Origin of the sequence: Staphylococcus americanisciuri (assembly GCF_024814435.1) — a bacterium.
In the GTDB taxonomy this organism is placed as follows: Bacteria; Bacillota; Bacilli; order Staphylococcales; family Staphylococcaceae; genus Staphylococcus; species Staphylococcus americanisciuri.
The window spans coordinates 17,261-40,012 of record NZ_JANUXY010000009.1 but is presented as its reverse complement, the minus strand read 5'-3'; the positions used below and the strand labels follow the sequence as shown (position 1 = coordinate 40,012).

Here is a 22,752-nt window from a genome sequence, read left to right as displayed (position 1 = left end):
TCTAACTTTAGATTCATTACCTCACTCTTTGGCAAACGATCAGTTCAAAATTTTTATCGATATCAAATGTTAATTATTTGGCTTCGCTTTTAAGCTCCATATGCTTATGAGCCCAATCTTCTAACGGTATCAAAGCTTCTGCTAAGGCACTCCCTTTTTCAGTGAGATGATAACAAACAGACGGCGGGTTTTCTGAAATAACTTCCTTTATCAGTAATTGGGCTGCTGCTAATTCAGAGAGCTTTAACGATAATGCACGATTCGTGATGGGCTTCAAATCGCGTTTAATATCCGAAAAATGTGCATGTTGTTCTGGACATTTCGCTAAATAATGTAAAATAAGACCATTCCAACTACGTCCTAAAATTTTAAAAGTCTCTTCAATATACGGACAAACTTCCATAATTATCGCCCCTCTTAATCAACTTACATATCAATTAGGCTTGCTGCTCTGTCCAAATATCAGCACCTAATGATTTTAATGTTTCAACAATATTGGAATAACCACGATAAATATGACGTACGTTATAAATAGTTGTCACACCTTCAGCAATGAGACCAGCAACAATTAGACATGCACCTGCACGTAAGTCACTCGCATACACTTCTGCACCTTTTAATTGAGATGGCTTAATTGTTGCTGTTCCTGTATCTGCCGTAATTGCTGCATTCATGCGTTGTAGCTCATCTACATGCTTAAAACGCTCAGGATATATTGTCTCTGTAACAAAACTTGGTCCATCTGCTAAGAACAGTAATGGGGTAATTGGTTGTTGCAAGTCTGTCGCAAATCCTGGATATACGAGAGTTTTAATATCTACATTTTTATAAGGGGCTGCCGCTTGGACAACCATGTAATCATCGTGAGTGTCAATTTTAACACCGAGTTCTTTCAACTTAACAGTCAACGGCTCAACATGTTCAGGAATGATGTTATCAATGATCATCTCATCACCACTCGCTGCTGCAATACACATATATGTCCCCGCTTCAATACGATCCGGAATGATGGCATGTCTACTCCCCAACAATTGCGTTACACCTTGAATCTTAATCGTGCTCGTACCTGCACCAGAAACCTTAGCACCCATGCTATTCAAAAAGTTTGCAACATCCACTACTTCCGGCTCTTTCGCTGCATTTTCAATAATTGTTTGCCCTTCTGCACGCGTAGCAGCTAACATGATATTAATTGTTGCCCCTACACTTACAATATCTAAATAAATATTTGCTCCTACTAAACGTTCTGCTTCTAACTTCATTGACGTTGGATTAGATTCATCAATTTTTGCTCCCAATGCTTTAAATCCTTTGATGTGCTGGTCAATCGGACGTGGCCCTAATGGACAACCTCCTGGCAAACCAATGACACATTTGTTAAAGCGTCCAAGCATCGCACCCATCATGTAATATGACGCTCGTAACGATTCTACCTTATTATTCGGGAGAGGTGCATTTTCTATCTCACTTGGATCAATACTTAAAGTGCGTTCTGCTAACTGCGTTTTAATATTCAAACTTTCAAGTAAACTCACCAATGTTACAACGTCAGATATTTCTGGTAATCCATCTAATATCACTGGAGATTCAGCCATCAATGCAGCTGGTATAATAGCTACGGAACTATTTTTGGCACCACTGATTTCAACCTTACCCTTTAACTTTTGGCCACCTCTTATTTTAATCACTTCTTGTGCCATGCTTCAGAACTCCTTTTCCATCTCTTATATAACCATAGAATACCATATTTACCGGCATTATAATGCAAAAATTTTCAAATTGCAAAATGTATTATTTACAATCAAAAACATTGAATACACGAGAATAAAATCAAACAGCAGCGAACACTGTTGTAGATAATTGCCTAGAACTGTCGAAATGCTAATTTTTATACAATTTGAGGACAGCATTGTAAAAAATGTGATGGGTATCTAATCAAAAAACGAACGATTTTATTCAAAACTATTATCTTCTACACCGTTTCTATTATTTTGATGACATTCCTATTAATGCCACAGCCACTTATCAATAATATCTCCCTAGCTTTTCAACTCGCACTATTTTATTCTAAATTGCATTTGAAAAATCATACACCATGTCTAAGAACCTAATAAAGGCCGGAAAACCATATCCAAAGATAATGATTCCCAGCCTTCATATATTTTAAACTATATATTGTTTTTTTGTCGTTCTTTATTAAGCTTTAAGGTTATCTGCTTTATTAGAAGTACCGAATTCACGGATTTTACCAACAACTGTTTCTTTAATTGCTTCACGTGCAGGTCCTAAGTATTTACGTGGATCGTATACTTCTGTATCTGCAGCTAATACTTCACGAACACGTTTCGCTGAAGCAATTTGGTTTTCAGTGTTTACATTGATTTTAGCAGTACCTAATGAAATTGATTTTTTAATATCATGTGTTGGGATACCAGTACCACCGTGTAATACTAATGGTAAGCCAGTTGATAAACCAATCTCTTCCATTTCTTTGAAGCCTAAGTTTGGTTCACCTTTGTAAGGTCCGTGTACTGAACCTAATGCTGGTGCTAATGTGTCAATACCTGTTTCTTTAACTAAGTTTTGGCATTCGATTGGATCTGCATAGATAACGCCGTCAGCAACTACGTCGTCTTCTTGACCACCAACAGTTCCTAATTCTGCCTCTACTGACACACCACGCTCATGTGCATATTCCACAACTTTTTTAGTGATTTTCACGTTGTCTTCATATGGTTCGTGTGATGCATCAATCATTACTGATGTGAAACCAGCATCAATCGCCTCTTTACATTTTTCAAAGCTTGAACCGTGATCTAAGTGGATAGCCACTGGTACTGTAATATTGTAATCGTGCATTAAACCTTCTACCATTTTAACAACTGTGTAGAAGCCTCCCATGTAACGACCTGCACCTTCAGAAACACCTAAAATCACTGGCGCATTTTCTTCTTGAGATGCTTGTAAAATAGCTTGCGTAAATTCTAAGTTGTTTAAGTTATATTGACCAACTGCATAGCCATTTTCTTTGGCGTCGATTAACATTTCTTTCATTGAAACTAAAGGCATGTAAGTTCCTCCTTGAGTGCTTTTTGCACTGATTTTTATAAGTACAGTATAGCAAAATATATATACGAATGCACAAGAATTCGGCTTGAAAATAGGCGTTTTTGTGAAAAAAATCTCAAATTAAAGATGTAAGCGTCATCATTTTTTGTTATTGCGAATCAACCACAATTTTTATAGAATTAACGCAAGTATTGCACTAGAAAATTACAATTTTAAGGAGCTGACTTTACGTGTCAAAAATGTTGACGACTCAACTAACAGGCGTTTTTAATCGTTTGGATGCACAGTCACTTGATATTCAGATGGCAGCCCAAAGTTTGATACAGGCAATTGGCGGCGAAGGGCATATCTATGTGAGAGGCTATGGAGATTTGAAGTGCTTTGAATCTTTTGCCTTACATAGTGCTGAAAAATTGCAATCTAGCCGCTCATTGGACACCTTGCCTTCTCTTGACACATTAGATTCAACAGACCGTGTCTTATTATTTGGTGAGTATTATACTGAGAAGATGGCAGAAGATGTATCGCAACTGATCCGTAACCATCGTGATGTTGTCGTTGTGACGAATAAACCTACATCATCGGACATTCCAGACCATCTTGTCCATTTTATTGACCTGTCCACCCCACGTGCTTTAGTATTTACGGAAGATTATGATAAGGTCGTTGTCCCCCATCTTATCGCATTGAACTACGTCTATTACGAAATCTATACCCAAATGATTGAAATGATTCGCGACTTGGGATTATAAAGCAAAAAATAACGTATCCACATTTACAAACGTGATACGTTACTTTTTTGTCTATTTCTGTCAGTGGCTATATCATGATAATTCAATGTCTGATACTCCTCACACGTTGAATATATCAAAAAGCCAGCTATATGTTTGTCTCGCTTATTTAATGTACAACTTCTTGTCCGCGTTTATTCCATGTAAAAATAAAGCTTAATGTCGCTAAGATACTCACAACCATTAACAAGATAAAACCAGCATCCCAGCCCATGGTATCTACAACAATACCCATGATAATATTCGCCATGACTGCGCCACCTAAATATCCGAATAAACCAGTTAACCCAGCCGCTGTTCCGGCAGCTTTTTTCGGCACATAGTCCAAAGCTTGCAAACCAATCAACATAACTGGTCCATAAATTAAAAAGCCGATTGTAACTAAAGCCAGATTATCAACAAGTGGATGGCCTGCTGGATTTAACCAATACACCGCCACCGCAATGGTTACACCAATCATAAAGATAACACCTGCTGGTCCACGACGTCCTTTAAATACTTTATCAGACAACCAACCGCAAAGGAGTGTACCAGGAATACCCGCCCATTCGTAAAGGAAGTAAGCCCAACTTGAGTCTTTCACATCAAAATGTTTCACATCGCTTAAATAAAGTGGCGCCCAATCAAGCACACCGTATCGTACAAAGTAAACAAAGATGTTCGCAATGGCAATTGCCCAAACCCATTTATTATTTAATACATATTTGAACAGTATCTCTTTAGTTGTTAATTCCGTTTCAAATGTTGTTTTATCTTTTGTTGGATAGTCGTTGCGATACACTTCAATCGGAGGTAAACCTACAGATTGTGGTGTATCTCGAACAAGTAAATATGAAATAATTGCTACAACAATTGCTACAATTGCAGGAAAAATAAAGATCCCTTCATATCCTCTCATATAATCAAAACCAAGCACTGTCATCAAATACACACCGAACATTGCAAATGGTGCCATTAAACCGCCACCAACGTTATGTGCAACATTCCAAATTGCAGTCTTACTACCACGTTCGCTCACGCTAAACCAATGGACAAGCACACGACCTGAAGGAGGCCACCCCATTCCTTGGAACCAGCCATTTAAAAATAGCATAATAAACATAATCGTAATACTTGACGTAAATGCCGGTACAAATCCCATCAATAAATTAACAATTGCAGTCAATATCAACCCTAAAAATAAAAACATACGTGCGTTACTTCTATCACTCACTGTTCCCATTACAAACTTACTTATTCCATAAGCAATGGAAATTGCTGATAACGCAAAACCTAAACCTGTTGTCGAAAAACCTTCTTCTGTTAAATAAGGCATCGCAATTGAAAAGTTTTTACGCAATAAATAATAACCTGCATAACCAATAAAAATTCCCATAAATACTTGAAAACGTAATTTTTTATACGTTTCGTCTACATGTTGATCTGCTACTGGTTGAGCAGGTTTTGGTGGTTTCAAAAAATTGAACATGTACAAAAGCCCTCCGATTATAAATATTGTAAACAATAATTCATATAGATTTTAAATATTGCTAAAATGTTTGTCAATATTAATTGGACCATTTTTGTAAACGATTACACATTTTGGAAATTTAATTTTGATTTCAAATTAAAGTTTTCTGCCAAAGTAAAAAACTGGAAATACCCCTACATGAATCGGGCATTCCCAGCTTGGAAGCAATTTATTTATTTTGCAATGTCACACACGCTTCAATAAAGTGTTTGAAAATAGCTTGTGGGCGGTTTGGACGTGATAAGAACTCTGGATGGAATTGACATGCGATAAAAAATGGATGATCTGCTAATTCTACCATTTCTACTAAACGCCCATCCGGACTCGTTCCTGAGAAAATCATACCTGCTTCCTCTAAACGCTCACGGTATTCGTTATTGAATTCATAGCGATGACGGTGACGCTCTTCAATTTTAGTTTGACCATAAATTTTTTCAGCCAATGTACCTGCCTTAATCTCACATGGATATAAACCTAAACGCAACGTACCACCAAGATCTTCAATGTCTTTTTGTTCAGGTAATAAGTCGATTACTGGATGTGGCGTATTCGGATCTAACTCTGCAGAATGTGCATCTGCTAAGCCAATGACGTGACGTGCATACTCTACTGTTGCAAGTTGCATACCTAAACAAATACCGAAGAATGGTAGTTTATTTTCACGTGCATATTTAATAGCAGAAATCTTACCTTCACTTGCACGGAAACCAAAACCGCCTGGTACAAGAATACCATCTACATCATGGAAGTAAGAAGCAGCATTGTCATCTGTCACATCACTTGAATCGATCCAGCGAATTTCAATGTCTTTCATAAATTGATATCCCGCATGTTTTAACGCTTCAGCAACGGATAAATATGCATCTTGTAACGCAACGTATTTACCAACTAATGCAATTGTCACTTTGCCTTCTAAGTTATTCACAACATCAAGCAAATGTTTCCACTCATCTAATTGTGTATCGCGCTCAACTTCTAATCCTAAACGCTCAATTACGATATCATCCATATCTTGACGACTAAGTTGTAATGGGATTTCATATAATGATTCTGCATCACGACATTCAATCACACTTTTCTTATCGATATCACAGAATAGCGCAATTTTATCTTTCAAATCTTGTGTCATTTCATATTCTGTACGCACGACAATCAGGTCTGGTTGAATTCCTAAACCACGCAATTCTTTCACGCTATGTTGTGTTGGTTTTGTTTTCATTTCACCGGCAGCTTTAATGTATGGTAGCAGTGTACAGTGCACATACATGACGTTCTCACGACCTAAGTCGCTACGAATTTGACGAATTGCTTCGATGAATGGCAATGATTCGATATCTCCTGTTGTACCACCAATTTCGGTAATAACAACATCTGCATTCGTACTTTCACCCGCTAGCAATAAGCGTGACTTGATTTCATTCGTAATATGAGGAATGACTTGTACTGTACCACCTAAGTAATCACCGCGACGTTCTTTTTGTAGAACATGTGAATAAACTTTACCAGCTGTGACATTCGAATACTTATTCAAATTAATATCAATAAAACGCTCATAGTGCCCTAAGTCTAAATCTGTCTCCGCACCATCATCTGTTACGAATACTTCACCGTGTTGATATGGACTCATCGTACCTGGGTCAACATTCAAGTATGGATCGAACTTTTGAATCGTTACTTCAAGCCCTCTATCTTTTAACAAACGTCCAAGTGACGCAGCAGTAATCCCTTTTCCGAGTGAAGACACAACGCCACCCGTTACAAATATAAATTTAGTCATGAAAAAATCCTCCTCAACAATTTTCAGTACTTACAATACGCTTTATCAAAGTAATCGGTTCATTCAACAACAGTTAAAATAAAAAAGTTCCCTCTCACAATGATTAATTTGCAAGGGGGAACATCACGTCGACTGCGCTGTACACAGTTATATTTATGTAGAAGTTAATTTTATTCAACTTCTGACGTATCCGTTTATTCAATCGTCCTAATTAAAGGAGCCCGAATAAAATTTTATCACTTTGAAACGAAAAGTCAATAAACTTCCGATATGATTTAAAGTGAAATTTGTCTTAAAGGATTGTGTCTCTCTATTGCTTCACTTGACTATAGTTCTTCTAAGTCATCTTCTTCAAGTTCGTCATCATCATATGATTCGTCAATGTCCGCTTCATCTTCTTCAACGACAAGATCAGACTCTTCAATCTCATCTTCAACATGTTCATCTTCTGGATCATCTAACTCTTCTTGATCATCTGTGCGGTTTGGAATGTTAACATCACCTTCTGAATCATCTTCACCTAGCAATGTTAAGTTTTGGTCTTCTTCGTCTTCTTCATCCAAAATATCAAATTTTTGAATCGTCGGCGCAATTTTTTCTTCAATATCATCTACTGAATACCAATCGCGTAATCCCCAAACATTATCTCCTACACTTAAAAAACGACCGTCTGTGTTTAAATCTGTGTAAAATTGGACGACACGATTTTCAATATCTTCATCTTCATAATGTCCGATGCGTTTGAATGAATCGATAATATCGTACAAATTCATTGTTTCATTCTGTTCACTAAGCAATGTATAAGCCATATCAATAAATGACTTTTCGTCCATCATTTCTTGTGTATAATCTTGTAATTTCATCAGCATATCTTCCTTTCAAAGATTCGCATTTATTCTATTCCATCTACTACCTACAATAAGGCTGCTAATAACCATAACAAAATTAGATTATAAATGACTGTAGCGCATTTCGCAATGTTTTACAAAGTTCTTTTTACTTTTCTTTTGTTAGTAATTGATGTACTTCTCAAATGTACAATAATCCTCTGTCGTTAAGGTCTCAACGAAGTTACTTTTTTCAAATAATGGTTTCAACTGATGATTTTGTCCAAATAATGTTACTTCGATGACTTTAACGCCTTGAAATTGTTTGCGCACATAAGTAGCAAGCTGCCTCAAAGCATTCTGTGCTACCCCCGCCGCTTGATACGCTTCAAAAACATATACCGAACGTATAATGAGACGCTCGTCAAATTGTTCAAGCGCAATAAAACCTGCTTTTGTGCCATTCAACATTAAATCAACAATATCAATTGTACCCACTGTTGAATCATCATTGTACTGAAGTTTAAGAGAAGAAACATACTTGGCATCTAAATCCAAATAATAAAGACGTTCTTTGCCAATAGGTCCTTCTTCTTTCGTCGCTGCATGCATAAATCCTGCACGCTCATAAACATTCCAAGCTGCTGCATTTTCCGCATCCACAACTAAATATAAATGATTAAAATCTGGGAACACTTCTTGAACGTATTGCGGTAACACCATCATCATCTTCGTACCATAGCCATGACCTTGATAGCGTTCATTGACAGATAGCGATCGCACGTAAACGACCTCGTTTGGCGTATCATAACCTTCATGCTGATAATGTTTATGCAAGACAAAAAAACCAATCACTTCTTGTTGCGTATTCAGTACTACATTCGGCACACGATTTTCATCTTCTATAGCATCATCCAGTACTTCTAATGGCAGAGAAGAATAGATACGTTGTCTTTCACTTAATGCAAATTGTGCAAGCGCCTCTCGGTATTGCGTGTCATATGGTTGTATCGTTATATCATCAAAGTGTTTACTTTTAGTCATTGGAAACATCCATCCCTTATTTTTAATTTACTTTATTGTTATCATACACTATTTCAGTCTGTTTCAAACACAATGAACATAAGAAGCTGGGATATTAATTTAATTTTGATATTTCATGTAGTAGGCAATAGCTGACTAGCGTTAAAATACGCTTTTACAAGTTTTTTATCCCTGCTCAGCTTTACCGGTGTGGGCAACAGAAACTTTTTTAGAAAACGATATTACTGTCACACTCCCTAAACGATTAAAAAATCACGAGTGTCACGTTAAATTTTTTAACTTTTTATTACCCTAAAACATTCTCTATAAATTGAGTTCAAGCACAAAAATACCTCTATACTCGTTGAAGATAGTCTTACGTATCCAAACTCAATGCAAAGGAAAATACGTTGTGCGTAATTTTACTAGTAAACCATTCTTCGGTTAATGATGTTCAGCTATCACTTTTATTAAATGACTGTTATTTTTAACTTAATTGCGCAGATTTACTACTGCTGATAGTCTATCCGCATTTTTCAAGTTTTGTAATCTACATACAAAAACAAATTTCCAAACTTCCACGCTATTCATTTGTTACATTTTCATTTATGATATACATTGTAAATATATATGAAGAGGTGACGTGTCATGCGAATCGGTATTGATGCCGGTGGGACATTGATTAAAATAGTTATCGAACAAGATGAGCAGCGTACATATCAAACGTATTTGTCTACACAACTAGAGGAAGTGGCGGCTTGGCTCAATCGTCAGCCGTGCCAAGATATTCACATTACAGGTGGTAAAGCTAAAATGCTTAATGATTTACTCAACTGTGAAGCTCAGACCTATATTGAATTTGATGCTGCAGCAAAAGGTGTTCAAATTTTACTCAAAGAACAAGGGACTAACATAGAACGCTATATTTTTTCGAATGTTGGAACAGGTACATCTATCCATTTATCTGATCCAACTGGACAACAGCGTGTAGGTGGCATTGGTACAGGCGGTGGTATGATTCGTGGACTTGGTTATTTATTAACAGAAATTAACGATTATGAAACCTTAACCAATCTAGCACAGAAAGGTAATCGTGATATTATTGATTTAAAAGTCAAGCATATCTATAAAAATGACACACCACCCATTTCTGGCGAGTTAACAGCGGCAAACTTTGGGAATGTCCTACACAACTTAGACCAAACTTTTACAGATGCCGATAAACTTGCTTCTGTGATGGGCGTTGTAGGTGAAAGTATTACAACTGTCTCCATCCATGTTGCACGCGAACATCAGGCTGAAGATGTTGTCTACATCGGTTCATCATTCCATAACAACCCATTACTTCAACAAGTCGTGACAGATTATACAATCTTGCGTGGCTTCAAACCACATTATCTAGATAACGGTGCCTTTTCAGGTGCTTTAGGTACACTCTACCTCTAAAAAAATGGGAAAGCATTCCTTGACACACAAGGGCTTTCCCATTTTTGATATATTTAAAATGTTAATTCATTCGCCAATTTCTGTGCTGAAACGATTGTTCCTACTACACCTGGTTTGACATCGATAGCAACATAACGATTGTCATCTCGGAGTTCATCTAACCACTCTGCAAACACTTCTCCTTCTACATCAATCAGCTCGAATGATTCGAAATCCTCTTCTGCTACTTTTTCAGCACGCTTGTTCAAGCTCCATACCGGCATAAAGTGCGATTGTTCAAAGTTATCATTTTCATCATAGACTACCGCAAACTGCTTGAGTCCTTTTTGTGTAAGACCGTATACCGTGTCAGACTTTGCAACATCTTGTACAAACTCACGAATACGAATATTATCCAAGTCGGTCATAATCTCATTCATTGCCTTAACAATATTAATCTCGTGACCAGCAGCATTCTGAGTTACATTTACGAGTGCCTCGTCTTTATCATCAAACATATCATCAAGTTCATATGTCGCAAAACGATCGATATCCATCGTTACAAGCTTGTCGTACGGCACTTCAAACTTCTGCAAATATTCTTCTGCTAGAGATTCACGTGTCCAAAAACAGAAGTATGCGCGATTTTGATAGGTATGTTTAATAATCTTTTTATCTTTAACCGCAATAAAAAACTGCTCGTTCGTTAATATATCTTTATAAAAACGTTCACTTTTATAAGACATGCTATAGCTCCTTCACTTGTTCATTCTCTTGATTAAGTCTAGTTAGTTAGACTATAACATACTTTAAGCATCTTGCATAAGAGAAGCACAATAACCCACATGTACTGCTAAAGATAATCCTATACTACCATTACTCAGTCATAAGACCTGCTAATTCTAGAAATTCTCGCTCATACTTTGCGATTGCCTCATCGCTTTCTGCAGACCAAATACAACCGAACCTCGAATCAACATGTACTGTTTGATACCAATCGCCATCGTAATATGACAATGGATACAGAACACCCTTTTGGATAAAAGTTTTGATAGCTTCATAAAAGCGTTCATTATCTCCTTTGGCAACGTAACTATAAAATTTATGATGCGATGCTGCCAATTCTGAAGCGAGTAACAACATACTCGTCGAACCGTTTTGACGATAGTTCAAATCAATCGCGTACACTTCACCATCGGCATCTTCTAAAATATCAAATCCTGCAATACCAATAAAACCAAGTTGAACCGCTTTCTCCATCAACGCATAACCTGCATCAATTACTTTCTGTGGTACATGTTGGGCATTCACATTGCCTTGATAGAAACCATATTCATTCGTTAATTGTTTCGCAGCGCCGAGATAAATAATCCCTTTATCAGGATGTTTCGCAAATTGAACACAATAGTTACTAACTGCCTCAACACATTGTTCGATAATCAATGTTTCTGTCGCTTCCGAAGCTTTTTGCACACGTTGAATTGCTTGTTCCAATTCCTCTTGTGTATAACAAATCATCACGCCATAACCACCTGCTGTCGGTAACTCATCACCAGGCTTAATTACAATTGGTAAAGTCCATTGACGTACAGCTTGCTCAAAGTTATCAAAAGCAACCACTTCTCGACGTGGCAAGTATTTGCCATCTGTCCACTCTGGAATTTTAGATTTGTTATTCAAATCCACGAATAGCTGTTTATCCATCGCATATTGTTGTGGTGGTACAAGATTATCTCCATGAACATATTGAAAATAAATTTTGTATCCTTCTTCTTTCGACAAGCGCTGTAACAGTTGTTCGTATGAGTCTTGGTCTTTGAAATAATACAAATTATCTGGAATGGTACGGTTTACAAGTGCAAAGAGTTCTCGTAGTTTATCCGTAACGCTTGCTTCATGTACAATGACAGGCATATCTGCGATTAATAGCTCTCTTGCTGATAGGAAGTTAGATTGGTGTTCATCCGGTTCTAACCATGGGTTTGAGATATAAGAAGGGCGAGAAGAATACACCACATCTTCTTCATACAACTGCGCCATTGTGACATCTGGATAATCCGTTTTTACATCGGTCATAATAATTGCTCCCTTAAAATTTGATGCTCATGTTGAATCTTCTCAAGTTGCGCCTTATCTTCAATTAATCTAGCTCCCATTAAAGCAATAATCTTTGCACCTTTTATAAGTGCTTTGTCTCCCATTGGACTCACTGCCGCTTCTCTAAATCGATGCGTGTGTCCAACTAAACTACGCGGGCCAATTTTGATATGTGGATGAATGGTAGGTACGACATGACTTACATTGCCAGTGTCTGTAGAACCAAATCCAAAGTCATCGTGACTGACTTCTTCCCCAAGTTCTTCTGCATATGCTTCAAACAATTTATCTAATAATGGTGCTTTAATAAACTCATTAACCCCATTTTGAATGGGACCAAACTCATAATTGCACCCTGCTTGTAATGCTGCACCTTTGGCAATATTATGAACACGCTGCGTAAGAATATCTAAAGATTTACGCGTTGTACCTCTTGTATAGAAGCGGGCATGTGTAAAATCCGGAATAATATTGGCTGCTTTTCCACCATCCAATATCACACCATGGACGCGTTCAGATGTCTGAATATGTTGACGTAGTTGTGCTACCCCGTTGAAAAAGCTAAGCATTGCGTCCAATGCATTGCGTGCTTCATAAGCATTTTCAGATGCGTGTGCACTCCGTCCGAAAAATTTAATATCCAATACATCCACTGCTAATGTATGAATCGTTGGATATGTCTCATTGCCAGGGTGAATCATCAGAGCAACATCCACATCGATAAGTCCTTCTTTTACATATGATGCTTTAGCCGAACCATTTTCTCCCCCTTCTTCTGCTGGACAGCCATATACAACAACAGTCCCACCGATATCATCGACGACTTGCTTCAATGCCACACCTGCAAGTACACTCGATGTTCCTATAATATTGTGACCACATGCATGCCCCAAACCTGGCAACGCATCATATTCTGCTAAAAATCCAATTTTAGGGCCTGGTTTTTCTGATTGATATGTTGCAATAAAGCCTGTCGCATGACCTGCAATATCACGTTTCACTTCAAAATCATTGCGTTTCAAATGATCAATCAACAGTCTTGAAGCAAATAGTTCTTCATTCCCCAATTCAGGACGTTCATGTATTTGATGGCTCATATCTAAATAATCAAGCCGATGATTATCAATGTAGTCTAATATTTGTTGTTTTACCGAAATCAAGAAAAAAACTCCTTTCATAAAAAAATTATCAACTTTGACTCAACGCAACATTTATATCAAGTGCGGTATGTTCAAAGTTGATAACATCCTGTCCATGTCATTTATCTGTCAGCTTTCTCGCTGTTGGATTTAGCACCTTTATCGTCTCCGATGAGGTTGCAGGGTTTCACAGGGCCAAGTCCCTCCACCGCTCTTGATAAATTGTATTCAATTATTACTCATTCTATCGGATTTATGATGATTTGTCATGTGATTTTGTCTATATTTTCAAAATTTTATTAAGCAACTATTATTTATCTACGTAATTCAATTAAACACGTGTCTTTTACTTTTTATTGAATATGATAAAATAGCGTTAAATAACAAAGGAGGCGCTGATGATTATGCCAAAAATGAATGTCGAAAGTTTTAACTTAGATCATACAAAGGTGGTTGCACCATATATTCGCTTAGCTGGAAAGATGACAGGTACAAATGGAGATGAAATTCATAAATACGATATCCGCTTTAAGCAGCCTAATAAGGAGCATATGGATATGCCTGGTTTGCACTCTTTGGAGCATTTAATGGCAGAAAATATTCGTAACCATTCAGATAAGGTTGTTGATTTAAGTCCAATGGGATGTCAAACTGGCTTTTATGTGTCATTCATCAATCACGATAACTATGAAGAAGTATTAGACATCGTAGAAAAAACAATCCATGATGTACTTCATGCAACAGAAGTGCCTGCATGTAATGAAGTACAATGTGGTTGGGCTGCTTCTCACTCGTTAGAAGGCGCAAAAGTGATTGCACAAGCATTTTTAGATAAACGCGCGCAATGGCATGATGTCTTTGGTGAGGGTTAAATAAAGGTTGTGAAAAGCTCCTTTTGAATTGAAGCAAAACCGCTTTTCAGTCTTAACGCCCATTATCACAAAAACACGGATGCAAGTGAAGCATCCGTGTTTTTGTGAGCACTTTATAATTTGCGCACCCAAGCCATTAAGACAAACTGTAAAGGCAATCGACCGTACAGTACTGACTTAGAGAGCGTTTTATCACCAAGTGGCAGCTGGTGGCGTGCCATATAAATATTTGCTGGAAAAACTGCCCATAAAAAAGCGATTATTACATGTTTAAACCAATAGCCTGGACGTTTCAATGCTAAACCGATACCAAATATTAACTCCATCACACCTGTCATCCATACAATTTCCCTTTTAAATGGCAAATAATGCGGGACGATATTGCGGAAATTACGCTCGCGCTTAAAATGTAAATAACCCGCACCTGTAAACAAGATTGCTAATAATTGTCGACTAATCCATTTCATACTATAACATCCTTTATTTTGCAATAATTTCATGAATTAATGTTGGGACTTCTCCGTGATTACTAATCGTGATATTGTCATATAATTTCGCTTTCACTTGTTCAACATCTTCTTGGTTCGCGTAGATTGTTAACAATGATTCACCTTCTTCAACAGAGTCGCCAACTTTTTTATTTAATACCAGTCCGACCGCTAAATCAATCGTATCTTCCTTCGTTTGACGTCCTGCTCCCAACATCATAGAAGCAATTCCAATTTCGTTAGCAATCATTTCAGACACTACACCTGATTGTTTCGCTGGTAGTTCAAACGTGTATTTGGCAGTTGGTAACTTAGATGGATCATCCACAACAGATGCATCCCCACCTTGATTACTTAAAAATACTTTAAATTTCTCAAGTGCTTGACCATTCTCAATCACGCCTTGTAACATTTTACGCGCTTCCTCTAAACTCTCAGCTTTTTGCGCTAATACGACCATTTGTGAACCAAGTGTTAAAACCAGTTCCGTTAAATCTTCTGGTCCTTCACCTTTTAACGTATCGATAGCTTCTTTCAACTCCAGTGCATTACCTATTGCACGGCCAAGTGGCTGACTCATATCCGAGATGATTGCCATCGTATTACGACCAACTTGATTACCAATTTTTACCATTGCATGTGCTAATTGTTCAGCCTCTTCAACAGTCTTCATAAACGCACCATTACCTGTCTTCACATCAAGGACAATTGCATCTGCACCCGCAGCAATCTTTTTACTCATAATAGATGAAGCAATTAATGGAATAGAGTTAACTGTGCCTGTTACATCACGTAAGGCATAAATTTTCTTATCAGCAGGTGTTAAATTCCCTGTTTGTCCAATAACTGCCAAATGATCTTTATTCACTAATTTGATAAAGTCATCTTCTGGAATTTCAACATGGAACCCTTCAACCGCTTCTAATTTATCGATTGTACCACCTGTATGACCTAAGCCACGCCCACTCATCTTCGCAACTGGAATGTCCAGTGCTGCTACTAATGGCGCCAATACAAGTGTTGTTGTATCGCCCACACCACCTGTTGAGTGTTTATCAACTTTGACCCCTTTAATACCCGAAAGATCAATTTGGTCACCTGATTCAACCATCGCCATCGTTAAATCTGCACGTTCTTCATCTGTCATATCTTGGAAGAAAATCGCCATTGCTAAGCTCGACATTTGATAATCTGGAATATCCCCTTTCGTATATCCATTCACAAAAAACTTAATTTCTTCCGTTGTCAGTGCATGTCCGTCTCTTTTTTTTGCGATAATGTCTACCATTCTCATGATTTTTCTCCTCTTCTCTCGTCGCATTGTCGAATCTTGGCAGTAGAAATAAAAAAGCTTGAAAAAGACCTTTTCTCCGATTACCTACTACCGTTCACATCATTTCTCAAGGATAGGGGATTTTTAATCATTCCCCAGTTTCATTTGTAAGCCTTTTCTCTTACATTATAAATCATTCTATACTATTTGATAAATATTATGAGTGATAAATCGTAAAAGTTCACTTTATCTTTTGAACCATCTATAAATGTATGACTAAACTATGAAACTGTGCTAGTGTATCTCATCGACATTTGCGTGTCGGTCTGTTATCTTTAAGGTAATACATAAATATAAAATTAAGGAGCTGTTTGTTATGACACAAGGTACACCACATATTCAACCGAACGGAACAAAAATTGCTAAAACGGTATTAATGCCAGGCGATCCATTACGTGCAAAATATATTGCAGATAACTTTTTAGAAAATGTAGAACAGTTCAATGAAGTGCGTAATATGTTTGGTTACACAGGCACATATAAAGGGAAAGAAATCTCTGTGATGGGTTCTGGTATGGGGATTCCAAGCATCGGTATTTATTCATACGAGTTATACAACTTTTTTGATGTAGATACAATTATCCGAATCGGTTCTTGTGGTGCCATGCAAGAAGATATTCAACTATACGATATCATCATTGCACAAGGTGCTTCTACTAACTCAAACTTTGTAGATCAATACCAAATTCCTGGTAATTTTGCGCCACTAGGTGATTTTGATTTAATCGTTAAAGCAAAAGAAAAAGCTGATGCAATCGGTGCCCGCGCACATGTTGGTAATGTCTTATCTTCAGACACTTTCTACAATGCCAACCCAAACTTCAATCAAAAATGGACGGATATGGGAATCTTAGGTGTAGAAATGGAGTCAGCTGGTCTTTATTTGAATGCTACGAAAGCAGGCAAAAAAGCGCTCGGTATCTTTACAGTATCAGACCACTTATTACGTGATGAAGCAACAACAGCAGAAGAACGTCAAAACTCATTTACACAAATGATGGAAGTTGCACTTGAAATTGCAGAATAATCATTCGTTATAGTTACAATCCCCATAATCATTAGGCGTACGCTGCCAACAGTTATGGGGATTTTTTGTCGCTAATTTTCCATAAGTGCTTGATCAACTGCTTCGCGTGTCGGAATTCCACCTTGTGCGCCCATCTTTCTTACAGCAAAGCTAGACGCCATGTTCGCAAACTCTAACGCTGACTCAAGTGATTGCCCTTCACTTAGTGCCACAGCTAACGCACCGTTAAATGTATCGCCTGCGCCTGTTGTGTCTACAACCTCACATGGATATGCAGGTACGATGCGTTGTGTCTGATCAAAATACATCGCACCTTCTGCACCAAGCGTCACAATCAACTTCCTAGGGTACCGTGCTATCACATCACTTATCTCACCATCAAATAGTTGTCGACACTCACTCTCATTCGGTGTTAAATAAGTAACTTGTTCGAGCAACTTGTTGTCAATTAAGCGATATGGTGCAGGATTTAATATGACTTGTAAACCAAGCTGTGTCGCTTCCTCAATCACTGCTTCAACTGTCTCAGCAGGAATTTCTTGTTGCATTATAATAATATCGCCACGCTCAAACTTCTGTAATATCGGTAATACCACTTCAGGTGAAATGTAATTGTTAGCTGCGGGTACAACGATAATCCGATTATCTTTGTCATATAACGTAATATGTGCTGTCCCTGAATGCTCACCTGTAATCGTCTGCATATATGTCGTATTCACACCATACTGCCTCATATTATCCATAATTGTTTTCCCAAATGCATCATCACCGACTGCACCAATCATATAAACGGCTTGATTGCGTTTTAAACGTGCAGCAGCCACTGCTTGGTTTGCGCCTTTTCCACCCGGTGCCATCAACAGCGTATCACCTAGTACAGTTTCTCCCTGTTCAGGAATCACTTTCGTCTGCACCGTCAAATCCATAGACGCACTACCGATTACAATAATTTTGTGTGTCATAACTAAACACCTCTCTATTCTATAAAAAATGATTGTTCTTGCGCAGTAGGTATTGCCCACGTCGTTGACCATAGCTTATCACGATTATTCGCAAAACAACGATATCCCACATCTCGCAATGGTTTAGGCACGCTCCATAACAGCACGCCTAACCATCTATGGTGTCTTAATGCGCACAACATATGAACGATTGCTGTTGATTCAAACATTAACCGTTCACCATATTGTAAGATAACACTATTTTTCGATGCGACTTCCGGATGCTTCATTGCTAATAAACGTCCTGCGTCGCTTTTCAACGGTACAAATTGATAGTTACGTGGCAAGCCATGACGAATCAACCATATCGCATAATTATAACAATACACACATTTGTGATCGTAATAAATGATCGGCATTATCCTCACCTCATCTTTCTGAATAGGACTAAAAAATCAATGTACTTAAATAAAATAACTCACCGTTATTTTACAAAAAGCATACAGTTATTGAAAACATTTACGCGTATTTTTCACAATGTGTTAATACCTATTTATTGTCAAACACCTAAAAAAGCAGCAACCCTTGTTACAAAGGAAATTGCTGCCTATACAGCTATATTTACTGCATCGCATTTTGTTCTTTGAAATAAACTTTTTCTTCTTGCGTTAACTTTATAATTTTAAAACCGGTAAAACCATAAATAATCGAAATAATCGGTACTATGTAATTCAATATCGCAAATGGCGCATATTCAGATACGTGTACATTCAAGGTCGTTAAAATAAACACCCCACACGTATTCCATGGCACAAACACCGAAGTTAATGTCCCACCATCTTCAAGTGCACGCGATAAGTTTTTCGGATGTAATCCTTTATCGATAAAAGTCGATACATACATACGTGACGGTACAATAATAGAAATATATTGTTCTGAACATGATAAATTTGTACCAAAACACGAGATAATGACAGATGCAATCAGACTACCTGTATTTTTCGCAAATTTTAATACGACAGAAATCAATGCTTTTAACATACCTGAATATTCAAGCAAACCACCAAACGTCATTGCTACGAGTGTTAGTGATATCGTGTAAAACATTGATTCGAGACCACCACGGTTGAATAATTTATCAATCGTCTCATTTCCTGATTCTAATACATAACCTGTTTGCAATGACTGCACTGCTGTTGCTAAAGAGTCTCCTTGTACAAAGATTTGTGCAAAAAAGCCTAAAACAATACCGAGCACTATTGATGGGATAGCTGGTACTTTTAATGCAACAGCGATAATAACGATAAGCGGTATAATAAGTAGCCACGGTGTAATAAAGAACGACTCATTAATCGCATTCATAATATTGTTAATGCGTTGTTGGTTCAAGTGATTACTTCCATACATCTGACCAAGAACAAAAAAAGCAACCAAGCTAATGATTAAACCTGGAATTGTTGTATAGAACATATGCTTGATATGATCAAATAAATCAACATTAGTAAGACCTGATGCCAAGTTCGTTGTATCAGAAAGTGGGCTCATTTTATCTCCAAAATATGACCCAGAAATAACTGCCCCTGCAACCATACCAGGTGATAGCCCCATGCTAATACCAATCCCCATCGATGCCACACCAACTGTTGCCATCGTTGACCATGAGCTTCCAATCGCTAACGAAACAATACCACATATGACAACAACTACTGCTAAAAAGAAAGTTGGTGAAATCAGCTTCAGACCATAGTAAATCATTGCTGCTACAACGCCACTGCCTATCCACGCACCAATAATCAAGCCGACAAGCATAATGATGACAACTGCTGGCAAAGCATGCTTAATTCCCTTGTACATCATTTCTTCCACTTCATCCCATTCATAACCATGGCACAATGTTACAATAATTGCCACAGTCGTTCCGATAAGTAATGGAATATGTGGCGCTTGATCTAATTTTACAACCGTGAATAACATAGCAGAAATCATAATGACCATCGTCAAAAGCGCATACCAAATATTGATTTCTTTCTTTTCTCGTTTTTTAATGTTCAAATTTAACCCCTCCCCTTCACTTAAACATAAGCGGTTAAAAACATCATACTATTTCTGAAAATAACCCGCAAGAATTTTCAGAATATTTTTCGCGTATACTATTTTGTTTTGCTATCCCTTTATACATTGAATAATACCTATGCCATGCGACAAGTTAAATATCCGATAAAAGTAATCACATCACAAGATCTTCACAAATTTTATAACATTATCACAACCCAATATGCATCAAAACATGCGGTTGGAATAATTAATAAAAAATACTTCCTAAAATAAAAAAATGTAGAAGACAATGACTGGGAGAGCGCATAAATATACTTTTAATGTTTTTACTCCTACTATTAACGTTCAAGAAGCAAGAGGGGGTGTAAGCCTAGTGAACACAACAGAAAAATTTGTAAGTATTTCATAGCAATGCCCCTGCAAGGGTGATGAACTATGTAGTGAGCCGAACATGCCGTCATATATCAATCAGCTACTGTCTAGATTTGGCAAAATCAAAAAGCGATTTTGTTGCGCAGTATCCGGGTCCCTTTTACATCCTCATAACAGCCTTGCCAGAGCATGGGGTACAGAATCTTTTTAGAAAAATAAGATTCGTACCCCTTCCATTTTTTAATAGCTATATTTTATTTCTTCACTTGGATAATACGCGTATATTTTAACATCTGCGTTGAGTAAGTTTCTTTCACTTCTTGCGGTGTTAGATAAGTCACCCCTACGATATGCCAGTTTGGATTGAAGCGATAAAATGAATCTTTATTACGACTCCATTTAATCATACTGCCATCTTTATTGTAACGAGGTAATGTCATCTCATAACCTTCTAACACATTGATAAATGTTTGAAAAATATCTGGATCAATACGTTCAAATTGATCGATCACTAAATATTGTCGATCTGTTTTTGGCATCAAATCTGTAATAAATCCTTCACGATAGTATAATGCACCCGCTTCGTTTGGTAAATATCTGCCGTATAACATTTCTTCCATAAAATCTGGGTGACCCACTGTCATTACAGGCGTGGCATTGGCTTTTTCAACCAGTGATGTTGCTGCTTTAAGCCCCTCCGCCTTATCATCTGCCAACAATAAAATAAATGGCTTTACATCTTCTTCTTTGGGCAATTCATAATCAGATTTAACCGTTTCAAATTGTCCTTTCAAACCATCATTTTCACTCATTTCCATCATGGCATGATATTGTGTCGGTGTTAAGCTCGCAATTGCTTGTTTCGCATTTTCTTGCAAGAAATACAGATTTTTAAGTTTTGGATGCTTATTCAAAGTCATTAAGCTAATGGGATGAATGTCTTCTAAGTATCGAATCTCGATAGCGGTACTATTCGTTCTTCCCGCTTCAGGTGGTCGCGTATGTATATGATGTGCCACTTCTGCACGACCCACAATAGACTGGTTCATATGCTTATTATATACAATAATTTGGTCACCAATTTCCAGCTGTGTATAGTGATGATAACCGTTACGCTTAATACCATTTCGTGTATGTGTATATATCGTGTACGTCTCATTCGGTTCATATGTGTCTGTTTCTGACATAAAGAAGTAACGTGGAATGGTTACATCTCCTGTACCAAGCCCTTTGATTAACTCAAACTCGTCATATGATATTTTATTGAACAACGTTTCTTTCATATTGTTCATGCGGAATTCGAGTGCTTCGCTGCGCTTTAAATACTCTGTTGTCAATGGTTTAAACGTTTCATTAAACTTGAATTGCACATGAATCTTATTCTGTGCGCCTGTCATCACACTTGTAATCTCACCCCAACCAAGTAATCCAGCATCAGTTTGAACTTGGTAGAAAATGACCTTATCTCCTACTTGTGCTTGCTTAAACGCACGAAACCCTTGTGTAGGATTAAATTGTGCGCCTGATTCAAAGACAGTGGTTTGTCCTACTAACGGTTCATTGTGATTCCATCTATTATAACCACAATTTAGCCAAAAGTAATTTGTTTCTGCTGCCATGGTATATGAATCTCCTTCGTCATATATTTATCTTGTTCATTATAAATGTTTATGTCGTGAACAACAATAGCTTTTCATGAGGTTCTTGTCACACAACTTTATCCCAAAATTTGCATCAAACCAGCTATCACTGGAAAAACATTCACCAAAATACCGCCAAGTTTCAGCATGGTGCTAATGTTTGAATTTGGCAGTGTCCACAATGTAGCAATTATCCCAATCACCCCGATGATGACTGGGACAACAAGTGATGGAAACACTGTAACATTAAAAAAGATACATGCACCTGATATGATGCCACATAATAATGCAATATATAAACCTATTTTCATCTATTGTCCCTTTCTTTGTTGAATATTTCTTATTGTTTTTTGAATGCGCTTACTT

21 protein-coding genes and 1 riboswitch are annotated in these 22,752 nt (G+C 37.4%); of the genes, 4 read left to right on the top strand and 17 right to left on the bottom strand.

Annotated features, from left to right (window positions below; translation table 11 throughout):
- Nucleotides 1-73: 73 nt before the first annotated feature.
- From NXS11_RS08930 to fdaB, 3 genes are all read right to left on the bottom strand, one after another.
- Complete coding sequence (locus NXS11_RS08930; protein WP_259200641.1) at nucleotides 74-403, bottom strand: winged helix-turn-helix transcriptional regulator; 330 nt, start codon at nucleotides 401-403, stop codon at nucleotides 74-76.
- Nucleotides 404-437: 34 nt separating this feature from the next.
- Nucleotides 438-1,700 carry a UDP-N-acetylglucosamine 1-carboxyvinyltransferase gene (murA, locus tag NXS11_RS08925; protein WP_259200640.1) on the bottom strand — a complete coding sequence of 421 codons (1,263 nt, stop codon included), beginning with the start codon at nucleotides 1,698-1,700 and terminating at the stop codon, nucleotides 438-440.
- 496 nt (nucleotides 1,701-2,196) lie between these two features.
- Nucleotides 2,197-3,069 carry a class IIb fructose-bisphosphate aldolase FdaB gene (gene fdaB / locus NXS11_RS08920; protein ID WP_259200639.1) on the bottom strand — a complete coding sequence of 291 codons (873 nt, stop codon included), beginning with the start codon at nucleotides 3,067-3,069 and terminating at the stop codon, nucleotides 2,197-2,199.
- Nucleotides 3,070-3,299: 230 nt separating this feature from the next.
- On the opposite strand from fdaB, the gene NXS11_RS08915 reads away from it, so the two are divergent.
- On the top strand, nucleotides 3,300-3,821 hold the full coding sequence (locus tag NXS11_RS08915; protein ID WP_259200638.1) for a DUF2529 family protein: 522 nt from the start codon (nucleotides 3,300-3,302) through the stop codon (nucleotides 3,819-3,821).
- Nucleotides 3,822-3,969: 148 nt separating this feature from the next.
- On the opposite strand, the gene glpT is transcribed toward NXS11_RS08915, so the two are convergent.
- The 4 genes from glpT to NXS11_RS08895 all read right to left on the bottom strand — a co-directional run bounded on the left by glpT (nucleotide 3,970) and on the right by NXS11_RS08895 (nucleotide 9,018).
- On the bottom strand, nucleotides 3,970-5,328 hold the full coding sequence (gene glpT, locus NXS11_RS08910) for a glycerol-3-phosphate transporter (protein ID WP_259200636.1): 1,359 nt from the start codon (nucleotides 5,326-5,328) through the stop codon (nucleotides 3,970-3,972).
- A gap of 211 nt (nucleotides 5,329-5,539) precedes the next feature.
- Nucleotides 5,540-7,147 carry a CTP synthase gene (gene pyrG, locus NXS11_RS08905; protein WP_259200635.1) on the bottom strand — a complete coding sequence of 536 codons (1,608 nt, stop codon included), beginning with the start codon at nucleotides 7,145-7,147 and terminating at the stop codon, nucleotides 5,540-5,542.
- Nucleotides 7,148-7,473: 326 nt separating this feature from the next.
- Nucleotides 7,474-8,010: a DNA-directed RNA polymerase subunit delta gene (rpoE, locus tag NXS11_RS08900; RefSeq protein ID WP_259200634.1), complete on the bottom strand. Its 537-nt coding sequence runs from the start codon at nucleotides 8,008-8,010 to the stop codon at nucleotides 7,474-7,476.
- Between the two features lie 147 nt (nucleotides 8,011-8,157).
- A complete protein-coding gene (locus tag NXS11_RS08895) occupies nucleotides 8,158-9,018 on the bottom strand; it encodes a GNAT family N-acetyltransferase (protein ID WP_259200633.1) in 861 nt (286 codons plus the stop codon).
- 627 nt (nucleotides 9,019-9,645) lie between these two features.
- On the opposite strand from NXS11_RS08895, the gene coaW reads away from it, so the two are divergent.
- Entirely contained in the window at nucleotides 9,646-10,443 is a 798-nt protein-coding gene (gene coaW / locus NXS11_RS08890; protein ID WP_259200632.1) for a type II pantothenate kinase, read from the top strand.
- A gap of 53 nt (nucleotides 10,444-10,496) precedes the next feature.
- Here coaW and NXS11_RS08885 read toward each other — a convergent pair whose 3' ends face one another.
- The 3 genes from NXS11_RS08885 to NXS11_RS08875 all read right to left on the bottom strand — a co-directional run bounded on the left by NXS11_RS08885 (nucleotide 10,497) and on the right by NXS11_RS08875 (nucleotide 13,676).
- Nucleotides 10,497-11,168 (bottom strand): DUF2750 domain-containing protein, encoded by a 672-nt coding sequence (locus NXS11_RS08885; protein ID WP_259200631.1) that lies wholly within the window; start codon nucleotides 11,166-11,168, stop codon nucleotides 10,497-10,499.
- A gap of 130 nt (nucleotides 11,169-11,298) precedes the next feature.
- A complete protein-coding gene (ldmS, locus tag NXS11_RS08880; protein ID WP_259200629.1) occupies nucleotides 11,299-12,498 on the bottom strand; it encodes an L-aspartate--L-methionine ligase LdmS in 1,200 nt (399 codons plus the stop codon).
- Nucleotides 12,495-13,676: a M20 family metallopeptidase gene (locus NXS11_RS08875; RefSeq protein WP_259200713.1), complete on the bottom strand. Its 1,182-nt coding sequence runs from the start codon at nucleotides 13,674-13,676 to the stop codon at nucleotides 12,495-12,497. The genes ldmS and NXS11_RS08875 overlap by 4 nt, the downstream gene beginning before the upstream one ends.
- Before the next feature lie 101 nt (nucleotides 13,677-13,777).
- Nucleotides 13,778-13,882: riboswitch (SAM riboswitch) on the bottom strand.
- 180 nt (nucleotides 13,883-14,062) lie between these two features.
- On the opposite strand from NXS11_RS08875, the gene NXS11_RS08870 reads away from it, so the two are divergent.
- Nucleotides 14,063-14,530: an S-ribosylhomocysteine lyase gene (locus NXS11_RS08870; protein ID WP_259200628.1), complete on the top strand. Its 468-nt coding sequence runs from the start codon at nucleotides 14,063-14,065 to the stop codon at nucleotides 14,528-14,530.
- A 113-nt stretch (nucleotides 14,531-14,643) separates the two neighbouring features.
- On the opposite strand, the gene NXS11_RS08865 is transcribed toward NXS11_RS08870, so the two are convergent.
- Both NXS11_RS08865 and NXS11_RS08860 read right to left on the bottom strand, forming a co-directional pair.
- Nucleotides 14,644-14,997: a DoxX family protein gene (locus NXS11_RS08865; RefSeq protein WP_259200627.1), complete on the bottom strand. Its 354-nt coding sequence runs from the start codon at nucleotides 14,995-14,997 to the stop codon at nucleotides 14,644-14,646.
- Nucleotides 14,998-15,010: 13 nt separating this feature from the next.
- A complete protein-coding gene (locus NXS11_RS08860; protein ID WP_259200626.1) occupies nucleotides 15,011-16,312 on the bottom strand; it encodes a pyrimidine-nucleoside phosphorylase in 1,302 nt (433 codons plus the stop codon).
- A gap of 355 nt (nucleotides 16,313-16,667) precedes the next feature.
- Here NXS11_RS08860 and deoD point away from each other — a divergent pair, with 355 nt between their 5' ends.
- Nucleotides 16,668-17,378: a purine-nucleoside phosphorylase gene (gene deoD / locus NXS11_RS08855; RefSeq protein ID WP_259200625.1), complete on the top strand. Its 711-nt coding sequence runs from the start codon at nucleotides 16,668-16,670 to the stop codon at nucleotides 17,376-17,378.
- 71 nt (nucleotides 17,379-17,449) lie between these two features.
- On the opposite strand, the gene rbsK is transcribed toward deoD, so the two are convergent.
- From rbsK to NXS11_RS08830, 5 genes are all read right to left on the bottom strand, one after another.
- Nucleotides 17,450-18,340: a ribokinase gene (gene rbsK / locus NXS11_RS08850; protein ID WP_259200624.1), complete on the bottom strand. Its 891-nt coding sequence runs from the start codon at nucleotides 18,338-18,340 to the stop codon at nucleotides 17,450-17,452.
- A 14-nt stretch (nucleotides 18,341-18,354) separates the two neighbouring features.
- A complete protein-coding gene (locus tag NXS11_RS08845) occupies nucleotides 18,355-18,738 on the bottom strand; it encodes a thiol-disulfide oxidoreductase DCC family protein (protein ID WP_259200623.1) in 384 nt (127 codons plus the stop codon).
- A gap of 202 nt (nucleotides 18,739-18,940) precedes the next feature.
- Entirely contained in the window at nucleotides 18,941-20,314 is a 1,374-nt protein-coding gene (nhaC, locus tag NXS11_RS08840; protein WP_373319403.1) for a Na+/H+ antiporter NhaC, read from the bottom strand.
- Between the two features lie 686 nt (nucleotides 20,315-21,000).
- Nucleotides 21,001-22,365 carry an EVE domain-containing protein gene (locus NXS11_RS08835; protein ID WP_259200621.1) on the bottom strand — a complete coding sequence of 455 codons (1,365 nt, stop codon included), beginning with the start codon at nucleotides 22,363-22,365 and terminating at the stop codon, nucleotides 21,001-21,003.
- A 98-nt stretch (nucleotides 22,366-22,463) separates the two neighbouring features.
- Nucleotides 22,464-22,697 (bottom strand): hypothetical protein, encoded by a 234-nt coding sequence (locus tag NXS11_RS08830; protein ID WP_259200620.1) that lies wholly within the window; start codon nucleotides 22,695-22,697, stop codon nucleotides 22,464-22,466.
- Nucleotides 22,698-22,752 lie beyond the last annotated feature (55 nt).

What these genes read in the sequence shown, in the direction of transcription:
- murA (WP_259200640.1), bottom strand. Translation starts at nt 1,700, where the DNA reads ATGGCACAAGAAGTGATTAAAATAAGAGGTGGCCAAAAGTTAAAGGGT.
- NXS11_RS08870 (WP_259200628.1), top strand. Translation starts at nt 14,063, where the DNA reads ATGCCAAAAATGAATGTCGAAAGTTTTAACTTAGATCATACAAAGGTG.
- pyrG (WP_259200635.1), bottom strand. Translation starts at nt 7,147, where the DNA reads ATGACTAAATTTATATTTGTAACGGGTGGCGTTGTGTCTTCACTCGGA.
- NXS11_RS08885 (WP_259200631.1), bottom strand. Translation starts at nt 11,168, where the DNA reads ATGTCTTATAAAAGTGAACGTTTTTATAAAGATATATTAACGAACGAG.
- NXS11_RS08865 (WP_259200627.1), bottom strand. Translation starts at nt 14,997, where the DNA reads ATGAAATGGATTAGTCGACAATTATTAGCAATCTTGTTTACAGGTGCG.
- coaW (WP_259200632.1), top strand. Translation starts at nt 9,646, where the DNA reads ATGCGAATCGGTATTGATGCCGGTGGGACATTGATTAAAATAGTTATC.
- NXS11_RS08930 (WP_259200641.1), bottom strand. Translation starts at nt 403, where the DNA reads ATGGAAGTTTGTCCGTATATTGAAGAGACTTTTAAAATTTTAGGACGT.
- ldmS (WP_259200629.1), bottom strand. Translation starts at nt 12,498, where the DNA reads ATGACCGATGTAAAAACGGATTATCCAGATGTCACAATGGCGCAGTTG.
- rbsK (WP_259200624.1), bottom strand. Translation starts at nt 18,340, where the DNA reads ATGACACACAAAATTATTGTAATCGGTAGTGCGTCTATGGATTTGACG.
- fdaB (WP_259200639.1), bottom strand. Translation starts at nt 3,069, where the DNA reads ATGCCTTTAGTTTCAATGAAAGAAATGTTAATCGACGCCAAAGAAAAT.
- rpoE (WP_259200634.1), bottom strand. Translation starts at nt 8,010, where the DNA reads ATGAAATTACAAGATTATACACAAGAAATGATGGACGAAAAGTCATTT.
- NXS11_RS08830 (WP_259200620.1), bottom strand. Translation starts at nt 22,697, where the DNA reads ATGAAAATAGGTTTATATATTGCATTATTATGTGGCATCATATCAGGT.
- NXS11_RS08895 (WP_259200633.1), bottom strand. Translation starts at nt 9,018, where the DNA reads ATGACTAAAAGTAAACACTTTGATGATATAACGATACAACCATATGAC.
- deoD (WP_259200625.1), top strand. Translation starts at nt 16,668, where the DNA reads ATGACACAAGGTACACCACATATTCAACCGAACGGAACAAAAATTGCT.
- NXS11_RS08835 (WP_259200621.1), bottom strand. Translation starts at nt 22,365, where the DNA reads ATGGCAGCAGAAACAAATTACTTTTGGCTAAATTGTGGTTATAATAGA.
- glpT (WP_259200636.1), bottom strand. Translation starts at nt 5,328, where the DNA reads ATGTTCAATTTTTTGAAACCACCAAAACCTGCTCAACCAGTAGCAGAT.
- NXS11_RS08860 (WP_259200626.1), bottom strand. Translation starts at nt 16,312, where the DNA reads ATGAGAATGGTAGACATTATCGCAAAAAAAAGAGACGGACATGCACTG.
- NXS11_RS08845 (WP_259200623.1), bottom strand. Translation starts at nt 18,738, where the DNA reads ATGCCGATCATTTATTACGATCACAAATGTGTGTATTGTTATAATTAT.
- nhaC (WP_373319403.1), bottom strand. Translation starts at nt 20,314, where the DNA reads ATGGTCATTATGATTTCTGCTATGTTATTCACGGTTGTAAAATTAGAT.